This is a genomic window from Gephyromycinifex aptenodytis (assembly GCF_012277275.1).
GTDB lineage: Bacteria > Actinomycetota > Actinomycetes > Actinomycetales > Dermatophilaceae > Gephyromycinifex > Gephyromycinifex aptenodytis.
The window spans coordinates 1,813,251-1,829,180 of record NZ_CP051155.1 but is presented as its reverse complement, the minus strand read 5'-3'; the positions used below and the strand labels follow the sequence as shown (position 1 = coordinate 1,829,180).

Genomic DNA, 15,930 nt, shown 5'->3' with positions numbered 1-15,930 from the left:
CCTGAAGCCGCAGGGAAGTAGAACGCAGGCAAGGTGGGGTTCACCGTGCAGAGCCCGCGGGTGGGGCCAGCGGTTCGATCGCCGCCGGATCCGCCGCTGGGGCGGTGTCGTCGGCATCGCCGTCCCCAAAGGCTGGGGCGGGCAGCGCTTCGGCACTGTCCGCGCTGCCAGGCAGTTCCTGCGGCGGCGGCACCGCGCCCTCGAGGTTCACTTCGAGCTGGCCGCCGGAGGAGGCATGTCCGAACTTCTCGGCCAGGAACCGTCCGTGAACTACCAGGGCGTTGGCGTCGTCGCGGCAGACCGCGTCGAAGACCTGGTCCATGGTGGCGCCGAGCAGATCGAGCTGATCGACCAACACCATCAGGGAGGTTTTGCCGCCGTCCACGGGGCGGGTGTCGGCGAAGCGGCGCGGCAGACGCAGGTAGCCACCCACCGCTTCGGGCAGATAGTCGGTAGCGGTAGCCATCACTGAATAGCCGCGGTCGCTGCCGGTGCCGATGACTTCCAGTCGGGGGATGGTGTCGCGCACCACGGCAGTGATTCGGCGAACCCGGGCAACCACCGGGGAGGGGACTGCGCCGCCGTCCACAAGACCCTCCGTGCGTTCCAAAGCCGCGCGCAGGTCTGCCGCAGTGGGCGGGCCCGGATAGCTTTCGCGTTCCAGTTCCGCGGACTGCTCTTCGCCGCGCCCACCCAAGCGGGCGAGGAAATCGCCGAGCGCCATCCGTAGTCTCCGTTCCCGTTCGTGTCCGCGCCCACACCAAGCGAGGCACCACCGTGCTTTACAGCTTGTCGAGCCCCAGGTCCAAAGAGCCGGTTGCTTGCCGCTCGTCGGTCTTCTTGACCCGTTCCAGGTAGGAACGGGACTTGTCGACCTCGGTCTCCAACACCCCGATCGTCTGGGCCATCGAGTCCAGCGCGCGCACCTTGAACTCGTCGATGGAGTCCATGGTCGCGTAGATGTTCTGGAAGGCGGCCTGCAACTGGGGCAGCCCGATGGTGGCGCTGGCGGCCTGCTCCTGAATGGCTACCGACTGATCGCGCAGCATCACCGAGGTGCGCTCGATGAGGTTGCTCGTCGTGGTGTTCAAGGCGGTGATCTGTTCGAGCACGAGGCGCTGGTTGTTCAGGGCCTGGGCCACGATGACGGCGGTGCGCAGCGCCGAGACCGTCGTCGTCGAAGCGCGATCGACACCCTTGATGAGCTCGATGTTGTTCTTGATGACGATGTCGATGGCCAGGTAGTTCTGGATCGAGACGGCGAGCTGGGTGAGCAGGTCCTGGTGCTTCTGGCGCACATAGAACAGCACGTCTTCGCGCATGGCCTTGGCCCGCTCGGGGTCGGTCGTATCCAGTTCGGCGATCTGGGCCGTCAGTCGCGCATCGAGTCGCTCGGCGATGTAGACGTACTGGTTGAGCCGGGCCATCGAGCCCCACAGATTCTGCTTCTCCATGTTGAGCGCCGCGTTGTCGCGCTGCAGCTCGTCCTGGCCGCTCTTGAGTGCATGCAGGATGCCGTCGATGTGACCCTGAGCCGACTCGTACTTGCGGAAGTAGTCGGTGACCTTTTCGCCGAAGGGGATCATTCCCAGCAGCTTCTTAGGACCCTTGGCCTGGCTGGGGTCCAGATCCTCCACGGTGCGGCGCAGTTCCAGCAGGGTGGCCCCGACCTTGCTCTCCTGGCTGACGGCCCCCTCCTTCAGCGCCTTGACGGGGGACTTCAACAGTCGGTTGGAGGTCTCGGCGGCGGCCCGGATGTCGGCGTCACCCATGGTGCGTACGTCAGCGGCGCGCCGCTCGAAGTCGGGGGACTTGGGGGCTGCGCTGGTCAGGCTCGACAAGTACCCCTCGACCTTGGCGTCCAAGGCCGGGAGCGCCTCTGGCGGCACCGCCGGGGCCATCTTCGGCGCGGCGGTGGCTGCGATGGGTTGGGCGGGCGCGGGCGCTTCGAGGGTCAGCGGCGGTGCCGCCTCCATCCCGGGCGGGGGCTGCAACTGCTCGGTCATGCGATCTCCTTCGCCGGTACTCGGAGGGCACTCCGAGGTGGGGTCTCGTGGTCGTGCGGCCCCCAGTGCTGTCTCTCCATTCAAACGGTTACCCCTGACCACGTCCAACGAACCGTGCACAACCCGGCTATCCGGTGGGTATCCGAGAAAGTGTGTGGATGAGCGCCGGGCGAAGCGACGGTCCGCGCGCGGGGTGGGGCTCGGGTGCGCCGCCCCAGGGCAGGCTGGTCCCACCGGTGAGGGGGAGCGCAGCCGTTACCGACTACTCGTCCTGGCTGGGCTAAGCCGGTTACCGGCAGGGCCCTGAGCGTGAACCTCTCGAGGCCTCCTGGGTGCGGATTCCGCTGCTGCCATAGTCCAGCTAGCCCACCCGCCGCGGTGGGGTGCGCATGAGGGCCCCCGGCGCGGGCCTGCATGGTGGCGAGGATCACTATGTATGGGCCGCGTCGCCGGGAACCATCGGATGGCTGCTCGGGTTCACTCGGCAGTCGTGTCGGAGCCTCGGGCCTCGGCTCTTGACTGATCATTGGTACGAAATTGACCAACTTCGTTGCTGCACAACGATCTTTGGTCGATGACAGCAGGCAGAGTCATCCTCAGGCTGGGCGCTGCCCTGCCGATAGGTGCGCAACCGGCCGCCGAAGGCCCCTGAGAAGAGAGGACGTCGATGACGATGAGTGTCGGATTCGACTTGAGCCCACTGCTGTGGGCCGCCTCGTTGCACCTTGGTCGTGGCATCGCGGGGGATGTGCGCTGGATGCGGGTGGGGCAGGAGGAGCTGGACAGCCTCACCGACTCCGACCGGCACCTTGTGCATGTCGTCACCGGGGAACGACTGCCGCAGAGCGTGCCTGAGAGCGGGATCTTGCTGAGTTTCTTTGCGCTGCAGCTTGCCGCGGACCGGATGGTCGGACCGCTGCGCGACCGCGAGGACGTCTCCATCGAATACCTGGAGGACGTTTACACCGCGTACGAGACGTGCCAGGTCGGCAACCCCGTCTCCGGGGAACTGCTCGATCTTGCGTTGGCTTACCTGGCGGGGCGTGAACTGGCGCTGCTCGGGCCGGACTCACTGCTGTAGGACTGCCCCGGGTGCGGGGCGCCGCCAGCGGTGGTCAACGCTTGTGCAGCATCACCTGATCGGCCAGTTCCAGGCCGGCCCCGGTGTAGACGTTGAACGCCGCGTCAGCTCCGTCCGTGAGTGCCTGAGCGACCTCGTCGTTGTACCGGGCCACCGCCGCGATCGGGCCGGTGAAACCACCCTCACGAAGCGCCCGCACCGCAGAGAGATTGGCGCCGTGACGGGGCATCGCGACGACGGCGAAGCGCACCGTGTCGCGTCCGATCAGCCGGTTCCAGAACTCGGCATCGCTGGCGTCGCCCTCGACGACGCAGCGCCCTTCTTCGCTGAGCCGTTCCACCCGGGTGCTGTCGGTGTCGACCCCGGTCACCTTCATGCCGTATTCGCCGACGAGACGGTCGTAGGCGGAGCGTCCCACCCGGCCCATGCCGAGCACGATGACCTCAGCGCCGCTGATGTCGGCTGGACGGTCCTCCGGGTGTAGGCGTGCCGGGTCCTGACGGGGGGCGCGGGCAGCCAGCCGCTCGATGAATCGTTGCCCTAGTGCGTTGACCACGGCCGAGGCCACGAAGCTCAGTGACAGCGCCACCGAGACCACGAGCAGCCAACGCTGCTCGACCAGCCCTGCGCCGGCACCGACCGCCACCACGATCAGGGCGAACTCGGAGAACTGCATGAGCGAGAAAGCCGTCAGCAGACTCGTGCGGTGACGCACCCGCATCAGCCACAACAGCACCGCATACAGCGCCGCCTTGATCGGCAGCAGCAACAACAGCGCCAGCGCGAGGCGGACATCTTCCCCGGAGGGGAGCCCACCGGCCAGGCCGATAGAGACGAAGAACCCGACCAGCAGCAACTCCTTGAAGTGGAACAGTGCCCGGGACAGCTCCGAGGAGGAGGGGTGGCTGGCTAGGAGCAAACCGACCACCAACGCCCCCAGGTCACCTTTGAGCCCTACGAGGTCGAAGAGCAGGTAACCGGGCACCAAAGCCATGAGAATGCCGAAGAGGGATTGCATCTCGCCGTGCCCCAACCGGCCCCACACGCGCCGGAAGAGGCGTGCGCCGGGCCACAACAGCACCAGGGCAAACGCCCACGGGCTCGGCAGCGTGCCGCTGGAACCGGTGAGGAAGACGACCGCAACGATGTCCTGGATGACCAGGATTCCAATAGCGAGCCGGCCGTAGAAGGAGTGGCTCTGGCCGCGTTCCTGAAGCACTTTGACCACGAAGACCGTGCTGGAAAAGGACAGCGCCAAACCCAGTACCGCCCAGGTCCCGGCCGATGTTCCGGCCAGGAGCGCGATCCCGGTCCACGACAGGGCTGCGAGTAACCCCATCGCGATGGCCACGCTCGCGAACATGTGCAGGGTTGCGGTCAACCACACCTCTTTGCCCAACAGGCTGCGGATATCGAGCTTGAGCCCGATACCGAACAGCAGCAGGGTCACCCCGAGGTCGGCCAGGACATCCACCACCGGTACCTGCTGCAGCCCGAGCGCGTTCAGCACGAACCCTGCGGCCAGGAAACCCACGAGTGGGGGCAGCCGCAGCCGTGAAGCCAGGTATCCCAACGCAAAGGTGACGGACAGAATGACCGCCGCAGTCTGCATTGGTGCTCCGTTCTGGCCGTGGGGAAGGATCAGTTTACCGAAGGCGGCGCAGGGAACATTTCGGGCGATCGTCGGTGAGCGATCCACCGCCGCGCCCCCACCCCCGGGTTGCGCAACCGGGGCTGTCGGGGGCCCCGGGGCAGACAGGCCCCTGGAGGCGAGCGGAGGTGCCCAGCTCAGGGCCGGTGGGTACCCGAGCCCAGGTCTGGACCGGGACCTGTGCCTGCGGCGCTATTCAGCGCGGCCTGCGCCGCGACCGCCCGATTCGGTGAGTCCAGTTCGTGGCCGACTGGGGCCTGGACGGCCTGGTTCATCGGCGTTCGAGGCGGCCCCGCCTGGTTCGTGTCTGCCTGGGTCGGCGACGCCCACCGCCTGCAGCCCTTGGGCGCTCACCCGTTCCACGTCCGCTTCCTGGGCGCGCACGCTGGCAACGATCTGCTCGGGGGTGGCGCGGTGTCGCCCGCCGGAGCTGCGCCGCGCCGACAACAGCAACCCGGCCAAGGCATCCAGCCGGGCCGCGACGCCAGGAGTGGATCGCACAGATGCGGTCGCCCGGGAACGTGCATCCCGCCGCACCTCGCGGCGGCCGCGACGGGCGGCGCTGCGACTCGGGCGGGCCTGGTGGGGGCCGACGGCCTCGTCCCGGCCTCCCTCGGGGTTCGGCAGTTCCTCGCGTCGCCGCCACAGTTGCCACGCCGCGTAGGACAGCGCCAAGATCCCCAGGGCGCGAGCCCACCAAGGACGGTGGGTGGGCGGCACCCACGACAACACTGTCCCCGCATATGGCAGGTGGTAGCGGGCCAGCGCCCGCACCTGCCCGGCTTGCGCCGAGAGCTCATCTGCGGAACTACGACCGCCGGGGGCGAAGGTGAGACGTCGCCCGTCAGGGGAGTCCGCGATCGAGGCCACCCGCCGGGTCGCCAACTCGGACGATCCGAGTTGCGGGGTGAAGGTGACCACGTCGCCTACCTGCACGCTCGGGGCGCCCTCGGCCTGCGGATCGATCGGATCGACCACCACGACGCTGCCTGCCCGGATCTGCGGTTCCAGGGCGCTCGAGGTGATCGGGAGCACCACCCAGCCTGCCAGAGCGGGCATGAGCACCAGCGGGATCAGCACGATCAGCGCCACGGTCGAGACGATGGCGCGCAGGACAGTCTTCACTGCAGCAACCCCCCGTACCCGGCAACCAGCGCCGTGTCGTTGGTACCCACCGGTCCGCAGGTCGGGGCCCCCCTCTTCGGCACCCTCACCCGCCAGGTGTTGGCGGAGTCGACATAGCGGGTGGTGTCCTTGGCAAAGGGGTAGGCGCGCACAGCCAGGTCGTAGTCGCCCGGCGCCAACTTGGCGGCCCGGAAGGCGGCGGCGTACACCCGCTCGGATCGATCCGCGCTGCCGCCGCGGGTGTCGGCGAGCAGTTTCCATTCGCCCTTACCGACTGCGGGCCTGACTAGGATCGACCACCGGCTGATGGCTGACTTGGCAGGTGGCGCAGTCGCATTCGGCCAAGCCCAGTTGATGTTCAGGCTGCGTTTTCGGGCGGGGGCGCAGGCGGGTTTGCCCTTGGGTGCCAGCGCCGGAGGTAACGGCACGACATAAGGCACCTCCCACATCGTCGTCGCCGACCAGGTAGACGGTGCCGGGGTGGTGGAGTCCCAGCGGGTGCGCAGCAGCAGGCTGCGGCCGGCGAAAGCGCCGATCAGTTGAGCCTGGGACAGCTTCGAGGAGGTCTTCACACAGACCTGCGCCGAGGTGTCGGCGGCGAGTTTTTCGGCGGTGGTCGGGGTGGGGGCCCCGGCTGCGTCGAGGTGGGTGGGGGTCAGCGGCAAGCCCCAGCGGGGGTCTTTGCCGCAGGTGGTGGCGCCCGCCGCGTAATCGACCCGTAGCCCGCCCGCGTCCAGGAGCCGGCGGGTCTCGGCGGTACTCATTCCGGGGCCGGGCGCCACGGAGAGTGCGGCTGGTCGGTAGGCCAGCGGGATACCGCTGCGGCCGGTGAGCAGCACCCGCTCAGGTTGGGCTCCAGCGGGGGTGCTCAGATCGATCGCGGCGCTGCCCATGTGGATCGCAGGGACGACCGTGCGGACCGAGGCCGCGCTGCCCGCGCTACCCGGGGTGGTCTGCGGCGCCGGTTGCGGGGCTGCGGGTAGCGCCCGGGCGGAGGTGCCAAGGACGCTCACCGCAGCCAGGGTGATGAGGGTGCGCCGCAGTTGGCGGCGGCGGGCCTGCCGCCGGGTGATGCTGCCTCGGGTGGCCGTCGCACTCATGGGGTGGCCTCCGGTGCCAGGGTGATCGTCATCGGGCGTGCCCCTACCGCCACGCCTTGCAGGGCTGGCGCCCCGGAACCCCACAGGTTCGCCGCGTCGCCGGTGCGTGGCGTCTTACCGTCGCGGGTGGGGCGGGTGCGGGTGCTCCATCTGACGAGGTAGGTATGTCCGTGCGCGGCGGGGGTGACCTTGCGGGCCATCGTGTTACCGGTGACCGCGGCCAACGCCGGGGCTCCCTGCGTGGGGCGGATCTCCAGCGTGTTCGCGGTGGCGGCGAATTCCTCGGCCAGGCGGGAATCGCCGCTGGCTTTGGGTACCTGGACCGCCAGCACCGCCTGCGGCATGTCCTGGCCGACGTAGAGGGTGACCGGGAGTTCCACGGTGAGGGAGTCGCCGACAACGAATCGGTACGCGGCCGGGTTAGCGCTGATGTCCACCGGCTTCTGGGCGTAGGAGCGGGTCAGCAGCAGACGTCGCTGCCCGGCCACCAGGTCGAGACCTGTGGGTTGCTGTTGCAGGTCGCGAGCGGAGTGCGCCTGCTGCCAGGCGGCGTAGCCCGGGGTTGATCCGGCGAGAAAGGCCACACCGAGGGCAGCCGCGGCGGCGGCGCGAATCATCCGTGTCCTCGGGGTCGGCACGGCACCTCCTTCGCTCCCCTGAGGAATCGGCGCCGGCCGGGCGATCCTGAGCGCTTCTTGGTCCGAAAATCTTGCGAGCCAACGAAATTGACCCATCGCGGCGGCGCGGGGGTCAGCTCGAGGTCGGAGGCGGTGGGCGGCCGCAATCGCAGCAAACAGCCCCATAGGGCCCGCGCGGGAGCAGGCGAATGGGCCGGCCGCCGCAACTTCCGGGGCTTGGTCGGCAGGCCTGGCTAGGGCTGCCCCGCTGCTGTCGCCAGGTGCGCTCTGTTCCGTGACGAGGAACACGGTAGAAAATGGAAATGCCTGAGGTTAGCCTTGCCTGCAGCTATGAGATCCTTGCTGCCCCTGTGCGGCCTGTTTCAAAGTGCCGCCGGGAGTTCCGTGCAAGCTGACCCAAACCTGGTCGGAGACCTGAAATGTCGCAGTTGTCATCATCGCTATCCGCCCGAGTCGTTGAGTCGGCGCCTGTGCCGACTCCTGCCGCCGGGCTCGAACGAGAACGCCGCTGGTGGCGCCGGCCCGGCGCCGCAGCGGGTTCGCTGGCCGCGCTGCACGTCGGGCAGAGCGCGACGTTGCTCGGATTCCGCGACAGCATGAGCACCGAGACGACGCGCCGCCTCTTCGACTTGGGGTTCACCCCAGGCGCGCACATCGAGTTGCTGCGCCGTGCCCCGATGGGGGACCCATTCATCTTCCGTGTCGCCGACACTGAGATCGCCCTGCGCCGCCGCCAGGCCGAGTCCATCTGCGTAGCGATCGACTCATGAGCGGACACGAACACCACGGGGGCGGCTCCGCGACGCTGAAGAACCCGGTCAAAGCCCGGATCGCGCTGGTCGGAAGCCCCAACAGCGGTAAGACGACTCTGTTCAACGCCCTGACCGGGCTGCGGGCCAAGACCGGCAACTATCCCGGCGTGACCGTGGCACGTTACGAAGGACTATGCCGGGTCGATGGTGAGGACCTGCTCATCGAGGACCTGCCGGGCACCTACAGCCTGGACCCGATCAGCCCGGACGAGCATGTCGTCATCGACGTGCTCGATCCCGAGGACGCCGCGACGCAGACCCCAGATGCGCTGCTGGTGCTGCTGGATGCGACGACTCTGCGTCGCTCCCTGGGGCTGCTCGCCCATGTCCTGCAGGTTGGTTTGCCCAGCACCGTGGTGGTCACCTTCGGTGACGAACTGCAACGCCGCGGTGGCGCTTTGGACCTAGCCGCGCTGGAACGGGCGCTCGGGGTGCCGGTCGTCCCGGTGGTGGGCGGTGGCGCCGGACTGGCGGACTTGCGACGCCGCCTGGCCGATGCCCGGTCCTGGCCCACCCCGGTTGTGCCCCCGCCCACGGACCCAGCCGAGCTGACCTCGTGGATCGACTCCGTGCTCAGCTCTGCGCGCTACACAGTTCCGCAAGCCGACCAGCGCACCCGGCGCATCGATTCGGTCCTGTTGCACCCGGTGTGGGGAACGCTGGTCTTCTTCGCCGTGATGTTCGCGTTCTTCCAGACGATCTTCACTGTCGCGGCGCCGCTGCAGGACCTGGTCGAGTCGGCCTTCGCCGCCCTTGGCGGGCTGGTCGCCGAGCACGTCACGAACCCGTGGCTGGCCAGCTTCCTGTCTGACGCGCTCATCGGTGGGGTGGGAGGCGTGCTGGTCTTCCTCCCGCAGATCGCCCTGTTGTTCTTCCTGGTCTCCCTCATGGAGGGCGTCGGATACATGTCCAGGGCGGCCTTCCTCATGGACCGTGTGATGAGCCGGGCGGGCTTGGAAGGGCGAGCCTTCGTGGCCCTGCTCTCCAGCGTGGCCTGCGCGATCCCGGGCATCATGGCCACCCGTACGCTGCCTTCGGCGCGGGACCGCATCTCCACGATGATGGCCGCGCCGCTCATGACCTGCTCGGCCCGGTTGCCGGTTTATGTGCTGCTCATCGGCCTGCTGGTGCCCCGCGAGGCCACCTTCGGGCCCTTCGGCGCCCAAGGCACGATCATGTTCGCCCTCTACCTGGCCGGGGCGGTCTCGGCGATGGCCGCCGCGTGGGTCTTCCAGCGCTTCGGCGAACGGCGTGGACCGGTACTGCCGTTCTACATGGAGATGCCGACCTACCGGGTGCCCAGCCTTCGTTCGGTCGGACTGGCCGTGTGGGACTCCTGCCGGGCCTTCCTGCGCAAGGTCACGACCATCATCTTGACCACGACGATCATCCTGTGGCTGCTGCTCAACCTGCCCGCCCGCTCGCCTGCGGAGATGTCCGCTGCCGGGATCGACGTCAACGACGAAGGCGTCGTGGCCGAGTACGTGCTCGACAACAGCTACGCAGCCTCCCTCGGACGGGTGGCCCAGCCGGTCTTCGAACCGCTCGGCTTCGACTGGCGCATCAACATCGGTGTCCTGGCGTCGTTGTCGGCCCGCGAAGTGTTCGTGGCGACCCTGGGGCAGGTTGCCGCGGCCAGCGATCCGGATAACCCCGGCGACGCGCTGGCCAACATGACCGTGGCAGACGGTGAACACGCCGGTGAGCCACTGTTCTCGCCGCCGACGATCGCCGCGCTGCTCGTCTTCTTCCTCTACGCCCTGCAGTGCATGGCAACCGTAGGGGTGATGAGACGCGAGACCGGTTCCTGGAAGTGGCCCGCGATTGCCTTCGGGTATATGTTCGCTCTCGCCTGGGGGTTGGGCTATCTGGCCCGGCTCGTCGTCTCCGCATGGACGGGTTGAGCGAAGGAACGACGATGGAACTCATTCCCGTACACCCGGAATCGGTGCCCGGTGAGCCGTTGCAGCTTCGGTGGGTGACTCCGCCGGGGGCGCTGCCGGTGCGCGGCGACGTGTCGCAGGCACCTGGCGAGCTGGGGCGTCTGCTCAGCACCGGTGAGTTGGCCGGGATGCGGGTCGAGCCGGCAGCCGTGCTCATCACGCTGCCCGAAGGTGGCTCCTGGCGGGAGCTGGGCCCGCGCGTACGGACGGCGTTGACGGCGGCGCTGGCCGACGCCGACGGATGGATCGTTCGCCAATCGGGGCAAAACAGTGCAGATGCGCTGTCTCCTGAAGCAGATCGCGCGGCCCAGGTTGCCTACAACGACAGCGACCGGGAGTTGGCCTGGGCTGCCCAGTGCGTCATCCAGGGCCCGGCAGGTGAGTATGTGCGCTCGCATGGCGGCCACATCGAGTTGGTCCAGGTTCAGGATGGCCGCGTCGATGTGCGCCTCACCGGGGCCTGCGGCCACTGCTCGGGCGCCAGCTCCACATTGCACACTCGAGTGGAGGCCGACCTTCGGGCCGCCTGCCCGCAAGTGGTGCAGGTGCGTCAGATCGAGGCCGAGCCTTCGCCGGGGCGCAAAGCCCCGTGGCCCAGTCTTCGGCGCGGTTCCGATTGAGCTAGCCAGACCGCCCGTTGCTAGTGCCGTTCGGCGCTACAGCGGGCGGTCTGTCGTCTGCTGGTGGCGCCGACGGCTGCGGGCGGCGACCACCACTGCGAGCACAGCCAACACGGCCAGACCGAGGATGACCGCCAGATCAGGGATCCGCGCAGCCCACTGCCGGGTGGCTACTTCCAGGGACTGCTGAGCTTGCACGCCCAGGACCCCGGACAGAGCCGCGGTGCCCTCGGTGAACACCAGCACCAGCCCCACGAGAACGAACAAGCCTCCCGAGACCAGGTTGCCGACGGTCGTTTCGACATGGGCTCCGGGCAGCGCCAGCCGCACCGGCCGGGGGCGCAGCCAGCGCGCCGAGCCCAGGTCGAAGCGGTCCCAGGCAAGCGCTAGCAGCAGCAGCGGCAGCAGCATTCCCGCGGCGTACACGGCCAGCAGGATCCCGCCGTACAGCACGTCCCCTCCCAGCGCTGCGACGGCCAGCACCGAACCCAGAATCGGCCCCGAGCACACGCCGGCGATCCCGTAGGCGGTGCCGAGCAGGTAGATCGAGACCGGGCTGGCGGAGTCCGCTCCGCGCGACTGGCGCCGCGTCAAACCGGGTAGCGGGATTGCGCCGGCTTGCAGTACCCCGAAGATGATCACCAGGACTCCGACCACCAGAACCACCCTCGGGCGGTGCTCGACGAGCAGAGCGCCCAGGCTGCCCGCCAGCGCACCCAGCGGAACCAGGGTGGTCAGGAGCCCGAGATAGAACAGGCCCGTTCGACCGATGAGGGTCGTGCGCGAGGTGAAGGCGTAAGCGAAGAACGCTGGCAGCAGCATTGCGGCGCACGGGCTGAGCAAGGTTGCCACTCCACCCAGGAACGCCGCGGCGTATCCGATGTCGCCGATGCCCAATCCGGTACCCACTCAGCCGGCCTTGGCGGCCTGCCGCTCGATGGCGGCCAGGAAGGCTTCAGTGGGTTGGGCACCCATCAGGGCCTCATCGCCGACGATGAACAGCGGCACGCTTCGCGGCGCGCCCAACTGTTGGGCTTCGGCGACATCGCGCTCGATACCCTCGTCGGTCTTGGCGTCGGCAAGGTCGGCCTCGAACCGCTCGAGGTCGAGCACGCCTGCCTTCTGGGCCAGTTCGCGCAGCTTGGCTTGGTCGAGATTGGGGTGGCCTCGCTCGGGCGCGGCCTCGAAGACGGCGTCGTAAAAGGGCCAGAACTGGCCTTGGGTCGCGGCGGCACGTCCGGCGCGCGCGGCGACCTCGGACTGTTCCCCGAAGATAGGCATGTCGCGGTATTCGATCCGCAAGGTGCCGTCTTCTAGGTGGGTTTGTAGCGCCGGGAGGGTGTTTCGTGCCCAGAGTGCGCAGAAGGGGCAACGCCAGTCCGAATACTCGATCAGGACGACCTTGGCGTCGGGCCGGCCCTTGGCCATCGGATCGTTGGGGTCCCGGCGGGGCAGCTTGGCCAGCATTGCGTTGAGCTCATCCTCCGAGGGATTTCCGGCCTCGCCCGCCGGGGGCGCACCCGGTTCTGTGGGCGCGTTGGTCGCGCTGGCCGCGACCGCGGGAGCATCCGCTGCATCGCCTGCGCGTCGCCCGGCCGCGAATGCCATAACCCCGGTGACCAGTGCGATCACCGCGATGACCGCCACCCACATCGCCGTCCGGGAGGACGATGCGCGGGGGTTGCCCGCTGCGGTCACGACTGTGGGCTCTTGTTCGACCTGGGAGGTTGCCTGCTCGTCGGGGGCGTCGTGCGCCGATGAGGGGGGCGTCACGCCGCGGGGTCTTCGGGCTCGATGACGTGGACCCGGCGCACGCCGAGTACCGAGCGGGCGATTGCCGCAGCGATGTCTCGCTCACGACTCGATCCGACACCGCCGACCTTGACCACGCCATGCTCGACGGAGATCTTCCAGGAGTCCTGGCCGTAGTCGTGGAAGGCCGAGCGCAGGTCATCCAGCAGGTCGGCATCGGTGCGCCAGAGGGCGCGGATGATGTCGCTGCGGCTCACGACGCCGATGAGCTTGGGGCCGCGAACGACCGGCAGGCTCTTGACGCTGGTTTTTGTGAACAGCTCGATGAGGTCGGTGACGTCAGCGCCCTCGGTCGTGGTGTGCGGCGAGGTGGTCATGATCTCGGACACCGTCTTGGGCAGCGGCGCGGTCTGCTGCACCGGGATCGCGTGCGCGCGCGTGTCGGGCTCGACCGCCCGGCGCAAGACGTCGATCTCGCTCAGCACCCCGACAAGGTGTTCATGCTCGTCGACCACGGGGAGAGCGGTGACCCGTTTGCCGGCCAGAAGCTGAATTGCAGCGTCGAGGTCGGCGTCGGCGTGGATGGACAGAGCGGGGCAAGTCATGATCTCGCGGACCAACATGGCAACTCCTGGGGGCTGTCTCGCATCCTGCGTACGGCGCGTAGGACGCGCGTGTGCTCCCCAGTCTGACAGGCGGCCTTCCCGCGGTGCCGGCTGGCAGTCTGCAGGCTGCCGATTTCGGCCCGTGTCGCCCGAAAATACCGCCCCCAGGGGTGCCGACACGCACTGCGTGGGCACCGGGTCGGGGACCGGTCGTGCACGCCGGGCTGGACACAGCAGAATGGGGGTCTGGCCTTACCCGCATCGACAGGAGTTTCCTATGAGCGAGCACACCAACGGGCACGGTTGCGGCGGCGGCGCCAAGTCCGCTGAGAACAACGGCGGCGGTTGCGGCGGCGGCGGCTGCGGTGGGATGTGCGGTGGCGGCAGCTATGTCCCCACGCTCGACGCGCGGGCGATCGACCCGACGATCCGGCAGTCGGCGATCTTCGGCGTGCTCATGGGCCTCCCGGCTGCCGGCAGCGTGAAGATCATCGGCGTCACCGACCCCTCACCCATCGCCGAGCTGCTGGAATCGCGACTTCCGGGGGAGTACAGCGTGGCCGTGCAGGAGGTGGCCGAGCTCGAGTGGCACGCCACCTTCTCCCGTTCTGCGGCCGCTTGAGACGAATGTGGTTAAGGGTTAGCTGAACCCGCCTTAGCTGCGGGTTGGTGCCCGGACTTTGGTCGCTGGGTATGTGCGACTTACGTCGGTGTCAGGTTCATCCCTGGGGTGGATCCGGTTTAGGTCAGATCCCCGTAAGTTCCTTGCTTGTAGAGGCCCTTGGTCTCTGCCACGCGCCTATCGCGGCGCAGGCGTCTCGCCGGGCCAGAACCGGCGGCTCCCGGGGGAGCGCGCCGGACGTGGAACAGGGGCCACGTCCGGCGGCGTCCTGGAGACAATGCCAATCACCGAGTGCGCCAGGCTGCTTCAGCGCTGTAACGGCGCCGACCTAGCCGGAATAGCAACCTCGCCTGCCCCCGGTGCCCGGTGCCCGGTGCCCGGTGCCCGGTGTATGCGGCGGGGCGGTGAGCCGGTGCTGTCAGCACTCTGCCGCTGCGCTGTGGCTGCGATGTCGCGCCCCGGTATGGCCCTTGCGACGGCGGTTTCCGTAGTTCGGCAGGTGCCGGGCGCTCGGGCGCGAGACGATGGAGGGGCCCGTCGAATCAAGGAGCTCACATGGATGTCAGCAAGGCCCGCGAACTCGCCCAGGCGCAGATGCCCACTGTGCGCGAGAACCTCGCAACTCTCGTCGCCCACCGATCCATCGCCTTCCCGGGTTTTCCGCCTGAGCCGATGAAGGCCATCGCCGACGACCTGGTGCGGATGTTCACCGAGGCAGGCGTCGAAGGCGTACATCTGCGCGAGATCGAGGGCGGGTATCCCGCGGTGTTCGCCGAGATCCCTGGCCCGCAGGGTTCGCCCGTCGTCACCATGTACGCGCACTATGACGTGCAACCGGCCCCCGAATCACAGGGGTGGACCGTCGACCCGTGGAGTCTGACCGAGGGCGAGGACGGCCGGTTGTACGGCCGCGGCTCCGCCGACGACAAGTCAGGTGTGGTGGCGATCCTGGCCACACTGGCAGCCTTCGAGGGTAAGCCTCCGGTCACCGTGCGGCTCTGCCTGGAAGGCGAGGAAGAGACCGGCAGCCACATCGAGGCCCACGTCGAGAACCATCCGGAAGACTTCCGCTCCGACGTCTTCGTCGTTGCCGATTCGGGCAACCAGAGCGTCGGGCGGCCTGCGTTGACGACGGGTCTGCGCGGGGACTGCTCGGTGACCGTGCACCTGCGCACCGTGGACAAAGCGCTGCACTCCGGGTTGTTCGGCGGCGCCGCACCCGATGCGCTTGTTGCGCTCGTCCAGCTGCTGGCCTCGATGTACGACGAGACCGGCGCCACCGTGATCGAGGGGCTGGACTCCTTCGACTGGCCCGACGAGGAAGACATCGACGAAGAGGGCTTCCGCGCCTCGGCCGCCGTTCTCGACGGCGTTCAGCTGCAGGGCTCCGGCCGACTGTCCAGCCGGTTGTGGAGCCGTCCCGCGGCCACCGTCATCGGCATCGACGCGCCGCCGGTGGAGGGCGCCGCCAACATCGTCATCCCGCAGGCCAGCGCCCGAATCAGCCTTCGGATCGTGCCCGGTTGCGACCCCCAGGTCCAGCTCGACGCCCTGGAGAAGCACCTGCGTGAGCACACCCCGCGCGGGGCTCAGCTCGAGATCGGTGACTACAAGCTGTTCGGTGCGTGGAAGGCCGCCGAGGGCGGTCCAGCCACCACCGTGGCGGAATCAGCGATGAGCGATGCTTTCGGGGCTCCCTGCGGCCAGCACGGCTCCGGCGGGTCGATCCCGCTGGTGCAGACCTTCCTGGACACCTCCCCGGGCGCCGAAGCGATCTTGTGGGGCGCCGAAGACGAGGAGAAGGCACGCATCCACGGCCCCGACGAGTCGGTGGACCCCAAGGAACTGGAAGACCTCATCGTCGCCCAGATCCTGTTCCTGGCCCGTCTGGCCGAACAGAGCTGACAACTGGCGCCGGCCGGAAACGACCAGCTCAGCAGATAGCTGCAGTCAACGGACAGCCCGCCACCTCGAC

Annotated in this window: 15 protein-coding genes; 6 read left to right on the top strand and 9 right to left on the bottom strand. The window is 68.4% G+C overall.

What is annotated here, in order from left to right; translation table 11 throughout:
* Window positions 1–40 precede the first annotated feature (40 nt).
* Together G9V96_RS07995 and G9V96_RS07990 are read right to left on the bottom strand one after the other, a co-directional pair.
* Complete coding sequence (locus G9V96_RS07995; RefSeq protein WP_210424361.1) at window positions 41–724, bottom strand: hypothetical protein; 684 nt, start codon at window positions 722–724, stop codon at window positions 41–43.
* Window positions 725–782: 58 nt separating this feature from the next.
* The gene (locus G9V96_RS07990) at window positions 783–2,006 is read right to left on the bottom strand and encodes a toxic anion resistance protein (protein WP_168582553.1); all 1,224 of its coding nucleotides are present in this window, start codon (window positions 2,004–2,006) and stop codon (window positions 783–785) included.
* A 667-nt stretch (window positions 2,007–2,673) separates the two neighbouring features.
* On the opposite strand from G9V96_RS07990, the gene G9V96_RS07985 reads away from it, so the two are divergent.
* Window positions 2,674–3,087: a hypothetical protein gene (locus G9V96_RS07985; protein ID WP_168582552.1), complete on the top strand. Its 414-nt coding sequence runs from the start codon at window positions 2,674–2,676 to the stop codon at window positions 3,085–3,087.
* Between the two features lie 34 nt (window positions 3,088–3,121).
* Here the strand turns inward: G9V96_RS07985 and G9V96_RS07980 are convergent, their stop codons facing one another.
* The 4 genes from G9V96_RS07980 to G9V96_RS07965 form a co-directional block, all read right to left on the bottom strand.
* Window positions 3,122–4,699, bottom strand: a complete 1,578-nt coding sequence (locus G9V96_RS07980; RefSeq protein ID WP_168582551.1) for a cation:proton antiporter family protein — start codon at window positions 4,697–4,699, stop codon at window positions 3,122–3,124.
* Between the two features lie 231 nt (window positions 4,700–4,930).
* Window positions 4,931–5,863 carry a S24/S26 family peptidase gene (locus G9V96_RS07975; protein WP_168582550.1) on the bottom strand — a complete coding sequence of 311 codons (933 nt, stop codon included), beginning with the start codon at window positions 5,861–5,863 and terminating at the stop codon, window positions 4,931–4,933.
* Window positions 5,860–6,963, bottom strand: coding sequence for a hypothetical protein (locus tag G9V96_RS07970; protein WP_168582549.1), 1,104 nt, complete (start codon window positions 6,961–6,963; stop codon window positions 5,860–5,862). Before G9V96_RS07970 ends, G9V96_RS07975 begins: the two co-directional genes overlap by 4 nt.
* Window positions 6,960–7,601 (bottom strand): hypothetical protein, encoded by a 642-nt coding sequence (locus G9V96_RS07965; RefSeq protein ID WP_168582548.1) that lies wholly within the window; start codon window positions 7,599–7,601, stop codon window positions 6,960–6,962. Before G9V96_RS07965 ends, G9V96_RS07970 begins: the two co-directional genes overlap by 4 nt.
* Window positions 7,602–8,071: 470 nt before the next feature.
* Here G9V96_RS07965 and G9V96_RS07960 point away from each other — a divergent pair, with 470 nt between their 5' ends.
* The 3 genes from G9V96_RS07960 to G9V96_RS07950 are packed head-to-tail and all read left to right on the top strand — an operon-like array spanning window position 8,072 to window position 10,976.
* Complete coding sequence (locus G9V96_RS07960) at window positions 8,072–8,371, top strand: FeoA family protein (protein WP_226913224.1); 300 nt, start codon at window positions 8,072–8,074, stop codon at window positions 8,369–8,371.
* Window positions 8,368–10,317, top strand: coding sequence for a ferrous iron transporter B (gene feoB, locus G9V96_RS07955; RefSeq protein ID WP_168582546.1), 1,950 nt, complete (start codon window positions 8,368–8,370; stop codon window positions 10,315–10,317). The genes G9V96_RS07960 and feoB overlap by 4 nt, the downstream gene beginning before the upstream one ends.
* 14 nt (window positions 10,318–10,331) lie before the next feature.
* On the top strand, window positions 10,332–10,976 hold the full coding sequence (locus tag G9V96_RS07950) for a NifU family protein (protein ID WP_210424360.1): 645 nt from the start codon (window positions 10,332–10,334) through the stop codon (window positions 10,974–10,976).
* Between the two features lie 36 nt (window positions 10,977–11,012).
* On the opposite strand, the gene G9V96_RS07945 is transcribed toward G9V96_RS07950, so the two are convergent.
* Genes G9V96_RS07945 through G9V96_RS07935 form a run of 3 tightly spaced genes read right to left on the bottom strand, consistent with a single transcriptional unit; the run spans window position 11,013 to window position 13,351 of the window.
* Complete coding sequence (locus tag G9V96_RS07945; RefSeq protein ID WP_226913223.1) at window positions 11,013–11,885, bottom strand: cytochrome c biogenesis CcdA family protein; 873 nt, start codon at window positions 11,883–11,885, stop codon at window positions 11,013–11,015.
* The gene (locus tag G9V96_RS07940) at window positions 11,886–12,749 is read right to left on the bottom strand and encodes a DsbA family protein (protein ID WP_168582545.1); all 864 of its coding nucleotides are present in this window, start codon (window positions 12,747–12,749) and stop codon (window positions 11,886–11,888) included.
* Entirely contained in the window at window positions 12,746–13,351 is a 606-nt protein-coding gene (locus G9V96_RS07935) for a CBS domain-containing protein (protein ID WP_168582544.1), read from the bottom strand. The genes G9V96_RS07940 and G9V96_RS07935 overlap by 4 nt, the downstream gene beginning before the upstream one ends.
* A gap of 259 nt (window positions 13,352–13,610) precedes the next feature.
* On the opposite strand from G9V96_RS07935, the gene G9V96_RS07930 reads away from it, so the two are divergent.
* Both G9V96_RS07930 and G9V96_RS07925 read left to right on the top strand, forming a co-directional pair.
* Complete coding sequence (locus G9V96_RS07930) at window positions 13,611–13,955, top strand: DUF2249 domain-containing protein (RefSeq protein WP_168582543.1); 345 nt, start codon at window positions 13,611–13,613, stop codon at window positions 13,953–13,955.
* Window positions 13,956–14,510: 555 nt separating this feature from the next.
* Entirely contained in the window at window positions 14,511–15,860 is a 1,350-nt protein-coding gene (locus G9V96_RS07925; RefSeq protein WP_168582542.1) for a M20/M25/M40 family metallo-hydrolase, read from the top strand.
* Window positions 15,861–15,930: the final 70 nt, after the last annotated feature.